Source organism: Flavobacterium faecale, from assembly GCF_048320115.1.
Classification (GTDB): Bacteria; Bacteroidota; Bacteroidia; order Flavobacteriales; family Flavobacteriaceae; genus Flavobacterium; species Flavobacterium faecale_A.
Window position 1 is genome coordinate 1,278,549 of the sequence record NZ_CP182943.1, and the last position, 13,963, is coordinate 1,292,511.

The following is a 13,963-nucleotide window of genomic DNA, read 5'->3' on the forward strand; positions in this document are numbered from 1 at the left end:
ATTTCTTAATAATTTTTTAAAAGTACGTTCTTTTTAAAAAATCATTAAGAAATTAAGATTCATTTAGATTTGTTGCGAAGTATTACTTTGCCATTGCCTCAATCTTGAACACCTTTTCAATCCACTCGATACTTTCATCGACCATGGTGTTTTCATCTTTCAAGTGATTAGCAAATTGTGTGGTGATTTTTTGAATGATTCTAGCACTGATTATCTCAGCTTGTTCCTCATTGAAACCAGCAATTTTTTTGCTTTGAAAATTCAACTCTGCCGTTTTAATATCATTCAGTTTGGCTTTCAATGCATTTATTGTCGGTGCAAATTTTCGGCCTTTAGTCCAAACCAAAAATTCTTCTTTGATGGTTTCGATAATGGCCTCAGCCTCGGGAATGTGTTTTTTTCTATTTTCCAATGTTTCATCGGTCAACTCAGACAGATAATCCATATGAATCAAGGTCACACCTTCCAAATCTTCTACATTTTCATTGACATTCTTTGGTATGGATAAATCTAGTATCAACAACGGTTTTTTAAGATTTAAAATCGCTTTGTCTACTGTAGGGTTTTGTGCTCCTGTAGCAACCACTAAAACATCTGCTTTTTGCAATTCCAAATGCAGTTCTGAATAATCTTTTACAATCAAATTCAGCTTACCCGCTAATCTTTCCGCTTTATCTTTAGTTCTGTTGATAAGGGTAATATGATCGTTCTTGGTGTGTTTTACCAAATTCTCACAGGTATTTCTACCTATTTTCCCGGTTCCAAAAAGTAAAATATTTTTATTACTTATATCCTCAACATTTTTCAAAATGTATTGCACTGCTGCAAAAGCCACCGAAGTAGCTCCAGAACTAATTTCAGTATCGGTTTTAATTTTTTTGCTGGCTTGAATAACGGCATTCACCAGTCTTTCCATAAAAGCATTCACCAAACCTAAGGCTTTAGAGTGAATAAAACTGGTTTTGATTTGGGAAATAATTTCAAAATCACCTAAAATCTGACTATCTAAACCTGTTCCTACGCGAAAAATATGATTGATGGCCTCTTGATTTTTATATACAAAACCCACTCTTTGAAATTCTTCTACGCTTCCTTGACTGTTTTCACAGATCAATTTAATCAATTGAAAAGGGTGCTCTGCAAAGCCATAAATCTCCGTACGATTACAAGTAGAGGTCACTACCAAACTCTCAATACCTTCATTTTGAGCTTGTTCTAGTAAATGCGTTTTAGCAGTCGAATCCATACTAAATTTGCCTCTGGTTGCGGCATCTGCTTTTTTATAGCTCAAACCGACAGCGTAAAAATAGTGATGTTTTGATGTGGTGGTGTTTTTCATATTCGCACTTTTCAAGAAAGTCGAACAAAATTATTACTATACTATCTATAAAAATAACGCTAGAGGTTCTTTTTATGACGCTATATGTTTTTTTGACAATAAACCGCTATTTTTTTATATTTATTTCTATTTTTGTACTAAAATCAAGCTGTCGATAGTTGCTTATTTAGAGTTGTTCTAAATAAAACAAACTGATATTTATCATCTTTTAAATAAAAAAATGTCGCTATGGGTTCACAAGAAGTTGTAAAAATAGAAGATGATTTTATCTTAATTCGGTTCCAAAATGATGGTACAGAATCCTTTTTGGCACAACGCGAAATAGACAGTGGAATGATCCAATTTCATTTTGGACTCAAAGGAAATGCGAAGTTCAACTTCAATCAAGGAAATTATGCTTTGGAACTGAAAGAAGAAAAGTCCTTGTTGTTGTATAATCCACAGAAAGACTTGCCGCTAAACTTGGTTTTAGCACCAAATTCTTGGGTTATTTCCGTTATCGTTTCGATTAAAAAATTCCACGCACTGTTTTCGGCCGAAGCTGATTACATTACTTTTTTGAGTGGTGATAATAAGGACAAAAAATATTACAATGAAGGAAATATTAGCCCATCTATGGCCATTGTATTGAGTCAGTTGTTTCATTATAATTTACACCCTTCCATAAAAAACTTGTATTACAAAGGCAAAGGATACGAATTATTGAGCTTGTATTTCAACCGCACAGAAGACCCAAATGCAGAACAATGTCCGTTTTTGACTGACGAAGATAATGTTATAAAAATTCGAAAAGCCAAAGAAATCATTCTCGCCAACATGGCAGAACCGCCAGGATTACAGGAACTAGCAGACGAAATTGGATTGAATTTGAAGAAATTAAAAATGGGTTTCAAACAAATTTATGGGGACACTGTATATGGTTTCCTTTTCGATTATAAAATGGATTTTGCTCGAAAATTACTCGACAGCGGTTCCTATAATGTGAACGAAGTAGGCCTAAAAATTGGTTACAGCACCGGAAGTCATTTCATTGCTGCTTTCAAAAAGAAATTTGGAACCACACCCAAAAAATATTTGATGTCTATTAATCCGAATACCTAATAGCATCAATTTTTGATATTAAACAATAAATAAAAATGAGTTAATTAAAAGTAGACTCGAAAATCGTTACAGTATTTTTGCAACACCTTAAACAACCTTATCAGAGTTTAGGACTCTCAAAGGGATACGAATAGAAATTAAAAGAACAAAAGAATAGCAATATGAAAGGCGCATTACTAATCAATTTAGGCTCACCAGAGAGCCCAACTCCAAAGGATGTAAAACCGTATTTAGACGAATTTTTGATGGACAAATACGTGATTGACGTTCCGTTTTTATTAAGAGCCTTTTTAGTTCGTGGACTCATATTGAGAAAAAGACCTGAAAAATCAGCTGAAGCCTACAGTAAAATATGGTGGGAAGAAGGTTCACCGCTAATCGTACTTTCGCAAAGAATGTTCGAAAAAGTAAAACCGCAAGTTTCCATTCCGTTAGCACTTTCTATGCGTTATGGAAATCCTGATATTTATTCTGGTTTAAAAGAATTGGCAGACAAAGGAGTAACAGAAGTATTGCTTTTTCCTTTGTACCCACAACACGCTATGTCGTCAACTGTTACAGTGCTAGAAAAAGCGGAGGAAGTACGCAAAAAACATTTCCCGAATATGAAATTTAGTTCGGTACCAGCATTTTACAACAAACCGGATTATATCAAAAATTTATCGGAATCCATCAAAGGACATTTGGCTAATTTTGAATACGACCATTTGCTATTTTCTTACCACGGATTGCCAGAGCGCCACATCCGTAAAACTGATGTGACCAAATCACATTGCAAGATAGATGGTTCTTGTTGTAACACCCCTTCTCCTGCACATGAGTTTTGCTACCGCCACCAATGCTATGAAACGACTCGATTAGTAACCGAAGCCTTGGGCATTCCAAAAGAAAAATACAGTCAAACTTTCCAATCTCGATTAGCAGGAGACAAATGGCTCGAACCTTACACCGATGTTGAAATCAACAAAATGCCCGAAAAAGGGATTAAAAAACTAGCCGTTGTTACCCCTGCATTTGTTGCGGATTGCTTAGAAACCCTAGAAGAAATTGCTATGGAAGCCAATCACGAATTTAAAGCGCACGGAGGGGAAGATTTTTTTGCTGTTCCTTGTTTAAACGATAGTAGCGAATGGTGCGAGACGGTGAGTAACTGGATTAATGATTGGGCAAATTAAAAGTTGTTTTGTTTAAGGTTTAAAGCTCTTAGCTGAATTGCACATAGTTTTTTTCTCAATTGAAACATTTTTAAACAAACCTTAAACAATTTTAAACTTTAAACAAAAAGTTAAATGGAACTCTATAACTATTTAAAATCCTTACACCTCATCTTTGTCATTACTTGGTTTGCAGGATTATTTTATATTGTGCGTTTGTTTGTATACCAAATAGAAGCAGCTGATAAACCATCGCCCGAAAAGGAAATTTTGCAAAAACAGTACAAGATTATGACCTATCGCTTGTGGTACATTATCACATGGCCTAGTGCCGTTTTGGCTAGTATTTTTGCGTTTTGGATGTTGCTTTTCACCCCAATGGGAAATGCTTGGCTACAAATGCCTTGGATGCATGTTAAACTTGGCTTTGTTTTTGTGCTGTACTTATACCACGGAAAATGCCATCAAATTTTTAAGCAGTTGCAAAATGATGAAGTGAAATACACCTCAAATTTTATGCGGTTGTGGAATGAAGGAGCGACAATTATTCTTTTTGCAGTGGTTTTTTTAGTAGTTTTAAAAAATGCTGTAAATTGGATCTATGGGGTGATTGGAATTATTGCCTTTTCCGTTTTAATCATGTTAGGGTTTAAATTTTATAAACGTATTCGAGAAAAATCTAAACACTAAATACACCTAGTTCTCACTAAGTACAGTAAAAACTTTTTGATCTTGGTGCCTACTTAGTGCCTTGCGGTAAAAATTATGTTTAAAAACTTCAAAATAGCAATGCTTTCGCTACGAATCAGGATATTCCTTTCTATGATTGTAGTGATTATTGTAGCTTCTATTTTGCTAGCTTCTATCTCCATTATTCAATTTAAAAATGAAGCCAAGGAATACCATCAAGAACGATTAGAACGCAAGGAAAATGCGGTAAGAGAACACATCAACTATGTACTTTCAACAACTACTTATCCGCTCAATTCAGAAAATTTAGATTTAATCTTTAAAGATAAAATTCACGAACTAGCACACATTCACAATATTGAAATCAACATTTACGGTCTTGACGGAATACTACTTAAATCCTCAAAGGAAACTTTCTCTGTGGACAAAGCAGCTTTACCGATTCCGAAATACATATTAAAATTAGTTCGTTCTTCTATCGAAAAAAGGTACGTTGACATCAAAACGATTAATGGTATTAAAAATCGCTCTTCTTATACCCAAATCAAGGATGATAAATTCAAACCTCTCGGTATATTAAATCTTCCATATATCGAAGACGATGGTTTTTATGATAAAGAATTACAAAGCTTTTTGATTCGGTTGGGGCAAGTGTACTCTTTTATGTTGATTGTAGCTTTTGCATTAGCGTATTTTTTATCCTCATATATTACGAAATCACTAAAAACGATTTCTGATAAAATGTATGAAACCACTTTGAGTCAAAAAAATAAAAAAATTGTCCTTGAAGCCAGCAGTAAAGAGATCAATTCCCTGATTGCAGCTTATAATCGAATGGTGGATGAACTCGAAATTAGTGCCGTCAAATTAGCCCAAAGCGAAAGAGAAGAAGCTTGGCGCGAGATGGCAAAACAAGTGGCTCATGAAATCAAGAATCCGTTGACACCAATGCGTCTCACTGTACAAAGTTTCCAACGAAAATTTGATCCAAACGATCCTGACATCCAACAAAAAATGAAGGACTACTCAGACACTTTGATTCAGCAAATTGACACCATGAGTGCAGTAGCTTCGGCATTTTCTAACTTTGCTTCGATGCCAGCTCAACAAAATGAAACTTTGAATGTAGTAGAAGTGGTAGAATTGACTTTGGATATTTTCAATGAAGATCATGTCATCTTTAACGCAGAGTCACCAGAAATCATTTCCAAAATTGACCGAACGCAATTGATTCGCATCATTACTAATTTGGTCAAAAACGCAATTCAATCTATACCTGAAGATCAAGACAACAAAACAGTTATTGTAGGAATAAAAAGCGAAAACAATCAAGTTTTAATTACTGTCGAAGACAACGGAATTGGCATCAAACCAGAAGATAATGCTCGAGTGTTTGAACCCAAATTCACGACCAAAAGTAGTGGTATGGGATTAGGCTTGAGTATTATTAAAAACATTATTGAAAATTACAAAGGAACAATTACCTTTGAGTCAACCTTCGGTCAAGGGACTCGCTTCACGGTGACACTTCCTATTATTAACTCTTAAATATTATTATTATCATGGACTTCAATACAATACTAGTTAGTTTAAAAGAAAATATAGCAATAGTTACTATTAATCGCCCTTTGAAGCTTAATGCACTCAATAAAGAAACTATTTCCGAGTTACATCAGGCCTTTGAAAACTTAGAACAAGACCCAGCAGTGCGCGTCATTCTTTTAACAGGAAGTGGTGAAAAAGCTTTCGTTGCTGGCGCAGATATTGCCGAGTTTGCCGATTTTACAGTGGAAGAAGGCATACAATTAGCCGCTTTTGGCCAGGAAACTTTATTTAATTATGTTGAAAATTTAAGAACTCCAGTTATTGCAGCCATTAACGGATTTGCTTTGGGTGGCGGACTCGAATTGGCCATGGCTTGTCATTTTAGAATTGCTTCTGATAATGCCAAAATGGGATTACCTGAAGTTACTTTAGGATTGATTCCAGGTTATGGTGGTACACAACGATTGCCGCAATTGATCGGCAAGGGTCGGGCCATGGAAATGATTCTGACTGCTGGAATGGTACCTGCGGTTGAAGCCTATCAAATGGGGCTGGTTAATCATGTAGTGCCACAAAATGAGTTACTTAGCTTTTGTGAAAGTATAGCGCTAAAAATTGTTAAAAACGCACCCCTAGCCATCAGTAAAGCCATTAATGCCATTAATGCCAATTATAGAGATGGAGAAAATGGTTTTGATACAGAAATTAAATACTTTGGACAATCCTTTGGAACTAAAGATTTTAAAGAAGGAACAGCTGCCTTTTTAGAAAAAAGAAAAGCCCAGTTTATTGGCGAATAATCTACTATTATAAAAAAACAAACTATGTCATTCCACCCCCTATTTGCTGAATTCTGGGAAAAAGTAACTCAAAGTATTGAAAACGGCACTTATGCTAAATTGACTTTGGCAAAAACCATTGGAGACACCGAACTGAAAAATATTTATATGAGACCTGTTCTTGATGGAGAATCTAGTTTCAAAATGTCAGTTATTGCACGCTATAAAACCGAAGAAGTAGAAAGTATTCATCCACTTGAAGATACTTTTGCTGTTTTGGCTCCCTATATGAACAATCCCTTTATGACAGCCTTGTTATTCACTACAGAGAATGATCTGACTTTTAAACTCAACAAAAAAAGAGTAGGCAGTATTATAGAACAAGCTCCGACTTTTAAAAATGCTTCGGATGTGATAATTGAAATGAAGGAAAAGGGAATTATTTAATTTTTTTGGAGATACGCACTGCAGTTACGTATCTCCAAAAAAATCCTTATTCCTCCCCATCCCATTCTGCATAAAATTGCGATAAAAAACCTTCCATATAACGGTGTCTTTCTTCAGCTATTTTTTTCCCAGAAGCGGTGTTCATTTTGTCTTTTAACAACAATAATTTTTCGTAAAAATGGTTGATGGTGGGAGCGGTACTTTTTTTATACTCTTCCTTGGTCATGTTCATTTTTGGAGCAATATTAGGATCGTACATCGCTCTATTTTTAAAACCTCCGTAATTGAATGCCCGAGCAATACCAATAGCTCCAATCGCATCTAAACGGTCGGCATCTTGTACGATAGCCAATTCTTTGGAACTAAATGATTTTTCAAAATTACCTCCTTTAAAGGAAATATTATCAATAATTGCTACTACCTGTTGAATCGTATAGTCATCGACTTGCTGACTTTCTAAAAAGTTTTTCGCTGTAATTGAACCAATACTTTCGTCACCCCCATGAAATTTACTATCGGCTATATCGTGCAGTAATGCTCCTAATTTCACTACATTCAAATTACAATCCTCTTCTTTGGCAATTAAAACTGCGTTCTTGTACACTCGTTCAATATGAAACCAGTCGTGTCCACCTTCGGCTTTTTCAAGTTTTTCTTTTACGAAAATGATGGTTTTATCGATCAAATCTAAGTTCATTTTGAATTTATTTTTGCAAAAAAATGCTGATTTCAAAGTTTAAAAAACTCAAAAATCAGCATTCTATTATTTATTTAAAAAATTACAATCTTGCTGGTTCTACCCATTTAAAGATATGAGATTCTGCAGGAATAACTATTCTCTCTGAAACTCTTGCCATTCTCGCGGGAAGTTTCATCAAATAATCTCTAGCTTTTTCAGCTTCATCTGTCAATCCTACAATTTTATCAATTTCCCATTTATCAATCAATTTTTGCATGATATCTACATAATCATTGGCAGTATAAACCCCTATACGCTGTGCAGAATCAGAAAACTGTTCAAATGCAGTGCCTATCTTTTGTCCTGATTCTCTTAAGAAATGAGCAGGCATAACAATTTTAGCTTTCATCATGTATTGAAACGCAAGCATCATTTCGCTTGGGTCAACTTTGAAAATTTCACTAACAAAGTGGCTGTATGCATGGTGATGACGCATTTCGTCTCCAGCAATCATTTTACACATTTTAGAAAGTTTTTTGTCTCCATAACTTTTAGCTAATTGTGATACTCTGTTGTGGGAAACATAAGTTGCTAATTCCTGAAAACTAGTGTAAACAAAGTTTTTATAAGGATCTCTACCAGTTCCAATATCAAAACCGTCGTTAAGAAGATGTTGTGTTGTCATCTCAACTTCACGCATGTTTACACGTCCGGAAAGATAGATGTATTTGTTTAACAAGTCACCATGACGGTTTTCTTCACCTGTCCATTGACGCACCCACTTAGCCCAACTATTTCGCTCTAAGTTATCTACTCCTTCCACTTCCATCAACCAGTTTTCATAAGTTGGTAAAGCTTCCTCAGTAATCATATCTCCCACCATGGCTACCCAAAAATCATAAGGTAAATCCTTTGATATTTCACGTAGCTCTTTTACTTCTTCTAAAAAGTTATCACTTTCAGAATTTGGTAAAAAATCAGATGGTTGCCATATTTCTTCAACAGGAATTAGATACTGGTCAACAAAACTGTCGACACTCTTTTCTAAAAACTGCATTACTTCTAATCTGATATTTTTTATTGACATCGTATACTATTTTAAAATTGTATTCCTTTTACTATTGTACTTTCTGTATGTTGTATTAAATCCTCGAATTTATATTCACTCACTTTTATAGGATTATGAATCTCAAAACTTAAATGATTTCCTAAACCTACTGGAAAAAATCCAAAACGCACCATTTTCCATGAATTATTTATCGAAACTGGAACCACATAAGCAGATGGAGCATATTTGCATAATATTTTCAATCCGCTTTGAGCAAATTCTTTAGGTTTTCCAGTTTTGCTTCTGGTTCCTTCAGGAAAAATAACCGCTGATCGATTATTTTGTTCTATATATTCAGACAAGCCCTTGATAACAGGTATCGCTTGCTTAGGATCTTTCCTGTCGATTAAGACTGATCCACCATGCCTCAAATTAAAAGAAACACTTGGAATCCCTGAACCTAATTCTTTCTTACTTACAAATTTACAATGAAATCGCCTCAAAAACCAAATCATAGCAATAATATCATACATACTTTGATGATTAGCAACAAAAATTAACGGAACTCCTTGCGGAATTGCCTCTCTATTGGTGATTGTGTACCTTGTTCCTACTAAATTGGTACATTTTAACAATAAGAAATTTAAATAATCAACACTTTTTTTGTGTGCTTGATAACCAAAAATTCGCAGACAAATCCATTGTATCGGATGAAAAATCACCAATACAAGTCCGAACAACAAGTAATAAATCACCGATATAGGATAGGATATTATTTTTTGCATGCTAAAAATTTTAGTCTGCAAAAGTAGTAAATAATATTTTAGTGTAATTAATTCCTAAATAATAATAGATTTAAGCTTTAATTGTACCTTTGTAAGCTAAAAACGTAGCTTTTTTCAATATAATCATGAACTTTAATTACCCCAAAGAGGAAAAACTTAAAAGCAAAATAAAAATTGGTTTGCTTTTTTCAGAGGGTAAATCTGTTTCTAAATATCCTTTGCGATTGGTTTATTATGCTGGAGCTGTTGGAGATGATTCCCGAACTCAAATAGGCGTTTCCGTTTCAAAAAGAAATTTTAAAAAAGCCGTCGACCGCAATTATTTCAAAAGAGTTCTTAGAGAAACTTATCGACTCAACAAACATTTATTACTGGACAACTTAGATCAAACTTACTCCTTTATGTTGTTTTATCAAACCAAAGAACGTTTAACGTTTGAGGAAATCAATGCAAAAACCATTCAGTTGTTTGAGAAATTTTTACTCCAAATAAAAAAGCAAGAATAAATATTGTTTTTTGTATTTTTATCTTTGTAATTCTACATTATCTAAAATAGCCAAATGAAATCTATTTTCAAAAAAAGAATCCTAATCCCAACTGCTGCTAGCTTCTTTCTATTTGTAGGAGTGAGTTTTAAAGATAATTTTTTTGAAATAGCCAAGCAAATTGAGATTTTTACCACGCTTTTCAAAGAATTGAACGCCAATTATGTTGATGAAACCAATCCTGGCGACTTAATGGATAAGGCGATTAAATCCATGTTAGCCAACTTAGATCCCTACACCGTTTACTTTAACGAGCAAGATGTTCTAAAATTTAAAATTAACAATACAGGTGAATACACAGGCATTGGCGCCATGATTCAACGCAAAGAAGGCAAAATCATCATTAAAGAGGTGTATAAAAATTTTCCAGCGGATAAAGCTGGTATAAAACCTGGAGATGAAATTATTCAAATAGGCGATGTAGTTCTTGCTGATTTTAAAGAGGATGCTTCCCAACTATTTAAAGGCACTAAAAACACAAAAATTGAGGTACAATACATTCGTCAAGAAAAAAAGAACAGCGCCCAAATTATTTTAGACGAAGTCGAAATCAAATCGGTTCCTTTTTATGCTAAAATAGATGAAAAGACTGGATATATCGTATTGGCTCATTTTAACAAAAAAGCCTCCAATGAAACCAAAGAAGCCTTGTTAGAACTAAAAAAACAAGGAGTGGAAAGAATCGTTCTTGACTTAAGAGGAAATCCTGGTGGTCTTTTGAACGAAGCAGTCAATATTTGTAATTTATTTGTTCCAAAAAACGAAGTTATTGTTACGACCAAATCTAAAATCGAAAAATACAACAACACCTATAAAACAGCATTTGAACCTATAGATACCCAAATACCTTTGGTTATTATTGTCAATAGCAAAAGCGCCTCAGCCTCTGAAATTGTTTCTGGAGCTTTGCAAGACTTGGATCGTGCCGTAGTGGTTGGTAGTCGTAGTTTTGGAAAAGGATTGGTTCAAAAACCTGTGGATTTAACGTATAGCACCCAGTTAAAAGTAACCATTTCCCGTTATTATACTCCGTCAGGTCGATGCATTCAAGCTTTGGATTATGCCCATAAAGACACTAAGGGAATGGCAACTCGAACAGACGAAAAGAATTATAATGCCTTTAAAACTCGCAAAGGAAGAACCGTTTATGATGGCGGTGGAATTTTACCCGATATTGAAATTGAAGAAACCAAATCAAGTTCTATTGCTGACGCATTACTAAAGAATGATGTCATTTTTAACTATGCTACTGTGTTTTATTATAAGAATCCAAAATTAAACACAGAAGTACCTGTATTTAACGATGCTAATTTTGAAGACTTCAAGAACTACCTCAAAACTCAAAAAATAGCATTGAACACTGAAACAGAATTAGCACTGAAAAACACCTTAGTAATTGCCAAAAAAGAAAAAATTGATGAAGCAATTCTTAAAGAGTACCAACAACTCCTCACGACTTTGCAAAAAAGCGAGGAAGAATTGATAGACAAAAACAAGTTGGAAATCAAGAATTTAATTTTGGACGAAATCATTAAGCGCTATCAATACCAAGAAGGCTTGTATAGTTATTATTTAAAAAATAATGTAGAAGTTAAAAAGTCAGTTTCCATTTTAAACAATTTGGCTGAGTATCAAAAGATATTAAAAATGTAATGTTTAAAGTTTTTCAAATACTCGTTCTTTTAATTTTTGGAATTATTTCTGCACAGGAAAAAAAGATTGAAACTGTGTTTTTTGATTTCGATAAATTTACATTAGACAAAAACCAAATTCAGATAGCACTGGATTTTATCAAAAAAATCGATACGTCTAGAATTGAATCTGTACAAATTTATGGTTATTGTGATGATCGCGGCAACCATAATTACAACTATATGTTATCAGAAAACAGAGTTGCAACTGTAAGAGACCTTCTAACTAGTAATGGTTTTAATAAAAATAAAATCCTCATCATTGAAGGCCGTGGTCGTGTTCTAATAAAAACAGATACGGTAAAAGATTTAAGTAAAATTAGATCCCAAAACAGACGGGTGGACATGATGCTAGTTCCCAAAAATAGTTTTGGAAATGGGATTTATAATTCCTTACAAGACAATCATATTGTTGGTGATCGCATTTATTTTGAGAATATTTTATTCCCATTAGGTAGTAGTGTACTAACCCCAGATTCTGTAATAGAACTAGAAAAAATCGTTACTATTTTAAACAAAAATAAAAACTTAGAATTTGAAATTCGAGGACATGTATGTTGTACTCCAAACTATTTTAAAGATGCTGTAGACAAAGCCAGTGGTGATAGAAAACTATCCGTAAATCGAGCCAAAGCGGTATTCAGATACCTTTTAAACAGAAACATTAATAGTCTTAGAATGTCCTACAAAGGTTGCGGAAACAAATTCCCTTTAGGTCAAGGTGAAAAAATGGATCGAAGAGTAGAGTTCTTGATTACTAAAACCTAAATTATTCTTTTTTCATTTTTATATGTGGAATACCGTCCTCAAGGTACATTTCACTTATGGGAATAAAACCATGTGTTTCATAGAAATTTTTAAGATACAATTGTGCCCCAATGGTAATTTGATATTCACCAAAGATATTTTCTACATTTTTAATCGCTTCCTGCATCAGTTCATGCCCCCATTTTTTATTTCGGTGTTTTGAATCTACTACAACTCTACCAATTGAAGCAGTTTCAAAGGTAATACCTGGCTTGAATAATCTTGCATGGGCTACAATTTTACCCTCAAATTCGCCCCATAGATACAATGCTTGACTATCCATTCCGTCCAAATCTTGATAGACACAATTTTGCTCCACAACAAAAATTTGACTTCTTAACTGGAGTATTTCATACAGTTCATACACTGTCAACGCATCAAAAGACTTCGTTTTCCATTGAATAGACATCTACCTACCTTTTTATGATTGAAACTGATTTAATAATGGCTTCTAACTCGTGCATTAAGTCTCTTTTTTCCTTAGAAGGGGAATAGCAAAATCCTTCCAATACTAAAGCCCTACTATATTCATCATCAATGATTACATAATTGATAAAAGGCCCCGACATAAAATCATTTTTCAACTCCCAAGTTCCTTTCATTTCATAAGCTATTTTACCCGCCAATTTGATTTTAAAAAAATAAGGCGAATACGCTTCCTCAGTAATCATATCGGTATCAACCTCTTTACCATGAATATATAATTTACCTATGGAATCCCTCATTCGTATTATATTTGAAACCATATTATTTTTGTTAATAATTTGATAAATAGGGACTTGATATAGCAATAAACTACTACTTCCACTTACAATTTCTTTTTTCAACCATAAAAACCTCGCCTCATGCAAAGTATATTTGTAATCTGAAGGCACGTCTAAATTAATATGAAATTTATTTTCAATAATTTTGGGATTTATCAATGATTTTTTGATAATCTTTTGAGATTCTTCAATTTCAGTTTGTTTAATTGTAGCTATAATTGTTGCGCTTTGTTTTTCTAAAATAGATAAAATATCAGTAGCCGTTCTTCCTGAAATATGAAATACATTTTGCGGGGAAGCATATTGGTCGGTTATGATTTCGAATTTATTGATTTCCTCCTTTTTGACCACAATAATATTTCGACTGTCGGTCATAAAACCTTCGAGCAGTTTAGTAGGATATTGATTGATATTAAACAAAGGTTCTTCTTGAGGAAGTCCAATTACGGGCGTAGCAAATTTATTTCGAATACTATCCCCTACTTCGCCATTCCACAATTGATCGTCTATGACAATAGAGATACTATTGATTTTTCCAGTTGTTTTTTTAACAGCTGTATCTTCATTGTTTTTGCATGAGCACAAAAAC

General features: G+C 33.9%; 15 protein-coding genes. 9 read left to right on the plus strand and 6 right to left on the minus strand.

Translation table 11 applies throughout. The features are described 5' to 3' along the window. Window positions 1-82 precede the first annotated feature (82 nt). Window positions 83-1,339 carry a glutamyl-tRNA reductase gene (gene hemA, locus ACNH59_RS05380; RefSeq protein WP_418264404.1) on the minus strand — a complete coding sequence of 419 codons (1,257 nt, stop codon included), beginning with the start codon at window positions 1,337-1,339 and terminating at the stop codon, window positions 83-85. A gap of 228 nt (window positions 1,340-1,567) precedes the next feature. On the opposite strand from hemA, the gene ACNH59_RS05385 reads away from it, so the two are divergent. The 6 genes from ACNH59_RS05385 (at window position 1,568) to ACNH59_RS05410 (ending at window position 7,055) form a co-directional block, all read left to right on the plus strand. Then, a complete protein-coding gene (locus ACNH59_RS05385) occupies window positions 1,568-2,440 on the plus strand; it encodes a helix-turn-helix domain-containing protein (protein ID WP_418264405.1) in 873 nt (290 codons plus the stop codon). Window positions 2,441-2,601: 161 nt separating this feature from the next. Next, entirely contained in the window at window positions 2,602-3,615 is a 1,014-nt protein-coding gene (hemH, locus tag ACNH59_RS05390) for a ferrochelatase (RefSeq protein ID WP_418264406.1), read from the plus strand. A gap of 114 nt (window positions 3,616-3,729) precedes the next feature. Beyond that, complete coding sequence (locus ACNH59_RS05395) at window positions 3,730-4,284, plus strand: CopD family protein (RefSeq protein ID WP_418264407.1); 555 nt, start codon at window positions 3,730-3,732, stop codon at window positions 4,282-4,284. A 75-nt stretch (window positions 4,285-4,359) separates the two neighbouring features. After that, window positions 4,360-5,832, plus strand: coding sequence for a sensor histidine kinase (locus ACNH59_RS05400; protein WP_418264408.1), 1,473 nt, complete (start codon window positions 4,360-4,362; stop codon window positions 5,830-5,832). Window positions 5,833-5,846: 14 nt separating this feature from the next. Then, on the plus strand, window positions 5,847-6,629 hold the full coding sequence (locus ACNH59_RS05405; protein ID WP_418264409.1) for an enoyl-CoA hydratase/isomerase family protein: 783 nt from the start codon (window positions 5,847-5,849) through the stop codon (window positions 6,627-6,629). A gap of 24 nt (window positions 6,630-6,653) precedes the next feature. Beyond that, window positions 6,654-7,055, plus strand: a complete 402-nt coding sequence (locus ACNH59_RS05410) for a hypothetical protein (protein ID WP_418264410.1) — start codon at window positions 6,654-6,656, stop codon at window positions 7,053-7,055. Window positions 7,056-7,101: 46 nt separating this feature from the next. Here the strand turns inward: ACNH59_RS05410 and ACNH59_RS05415 are convergent, their stop codons facing one another. The 3 genes from ACNH59_RS05415 to ACNH59_RS05425 form a co-directional block, all read right to left on the minus strand. After that, window positions 7,102-7,752 carry an HD domain-containing protein gene (locus ACNH59_RS05415; RefSeq protein ID WP_418264411.1) on the minus strand — a complete coding sequence of 217 codons (651 nt, stop codon included), beginning with the start codon at window positions 7,750-7,752 and terminating at the stop codon, window positions 7,102-7,104. Window positions 7,753-7,834: 82 nt separating this feature from the next. Then, entirely contained in the window at window positions 7,835-8,821 is a 987-nt protein-coding gene (locus tag ACNH59_RS05420) for an acyl-ACP desaturase (RefSeq protein ID WP_418264412.1), read from the minus strand. Window positions 8,822-8,832: 11 nt separating this feature from the next. Then, window positions 8,833-9,567 carry a lysophospholipid acyltransferase family protein gene (locus tag ACNH59_RS05425; RefSeq protein ID WP_418264413.1) on the minus strand — a complete coding sequence of 245 codons (735 nt, stop codon included), beginning with the start codon at window positions 9,565-9,567 and terminating at the stop codon, window positions 8,833-8,835. 125 nt (window positions 9,568-9,692) lie between these two features. Between ACNH59_RS05425 and rnpA the strand changes: the two genes are divergently transcribed. From rnpA to ACNH59_RS05440, 3 genes are read left to right on the plus strand one after another with little or no spacing between them, the layout of a single operon-like run. Next, window positions 9,693-10,073: a ribonuclease P protein component gene (rnpA, locus tag ACNH59_RS05430; protein WP_418264414.1), complete on the plus strand. Its 381-nt coding sequence runs from the start codon at window positions 9,693-9,695 to the stop codon at window positions 10,071-10,073. A 54-nt stretch (window positions 10,074-10,127) separates the two neighbouring features. Further along, entirely contained in the window at window positions 10,128-11,765 is a 1,638-nt protein-coding gene (locus tag ACNH59_RS05435; protein WP_418264415.1) for a S41 family peptidase, read from the plus strand. After that, complete coding sequence (locus tag ACNH59_RS05440; RefSeq protein ID WP_418264416.1) at window positions 11,765-12,571, plus strand: OmpA family protein; 807 nt, start codon at window positions 11,765-11,767, stop codon at window positions 12,569-12,571. The genes ACNH59_RS05435 and ACNH59_RS05440 overlap by 1 nt, the downstream gene beginning before the upstream one ends. A gap of 1 nt (window position 12,572) precedes the next feature. Here the strand turns inward: ACNH59_RS05440 and ACNH59_RS05445 are convergent, their stop codons facing one another. Then, window positions 12,573-13,019: a GNAT family N-acetyltransferase gene (locus ACNH59_RS05445; protein ID WP_418264417.1), complete on the minus strand. Its 447-nt coding sequence runs from the start codon at window positions 13,017-13,019 to the stop codon at window positions 12,573-12,575. A 4-nt stretch (window positions 13,020-13,023) separates the two neighbouring features. Next, window positions 13,024-13,959, minus strand: coding sequence for a DUF4837 family protein (locus tag ACNH59_RS05450; protein WP_418264418.1), 936 nt, complete (start codon window positions 13,957-13,959; stop codon window positions 13,024-13,026). Window positions 13,960-13,963: the final 4 nt, after the last annotated feature.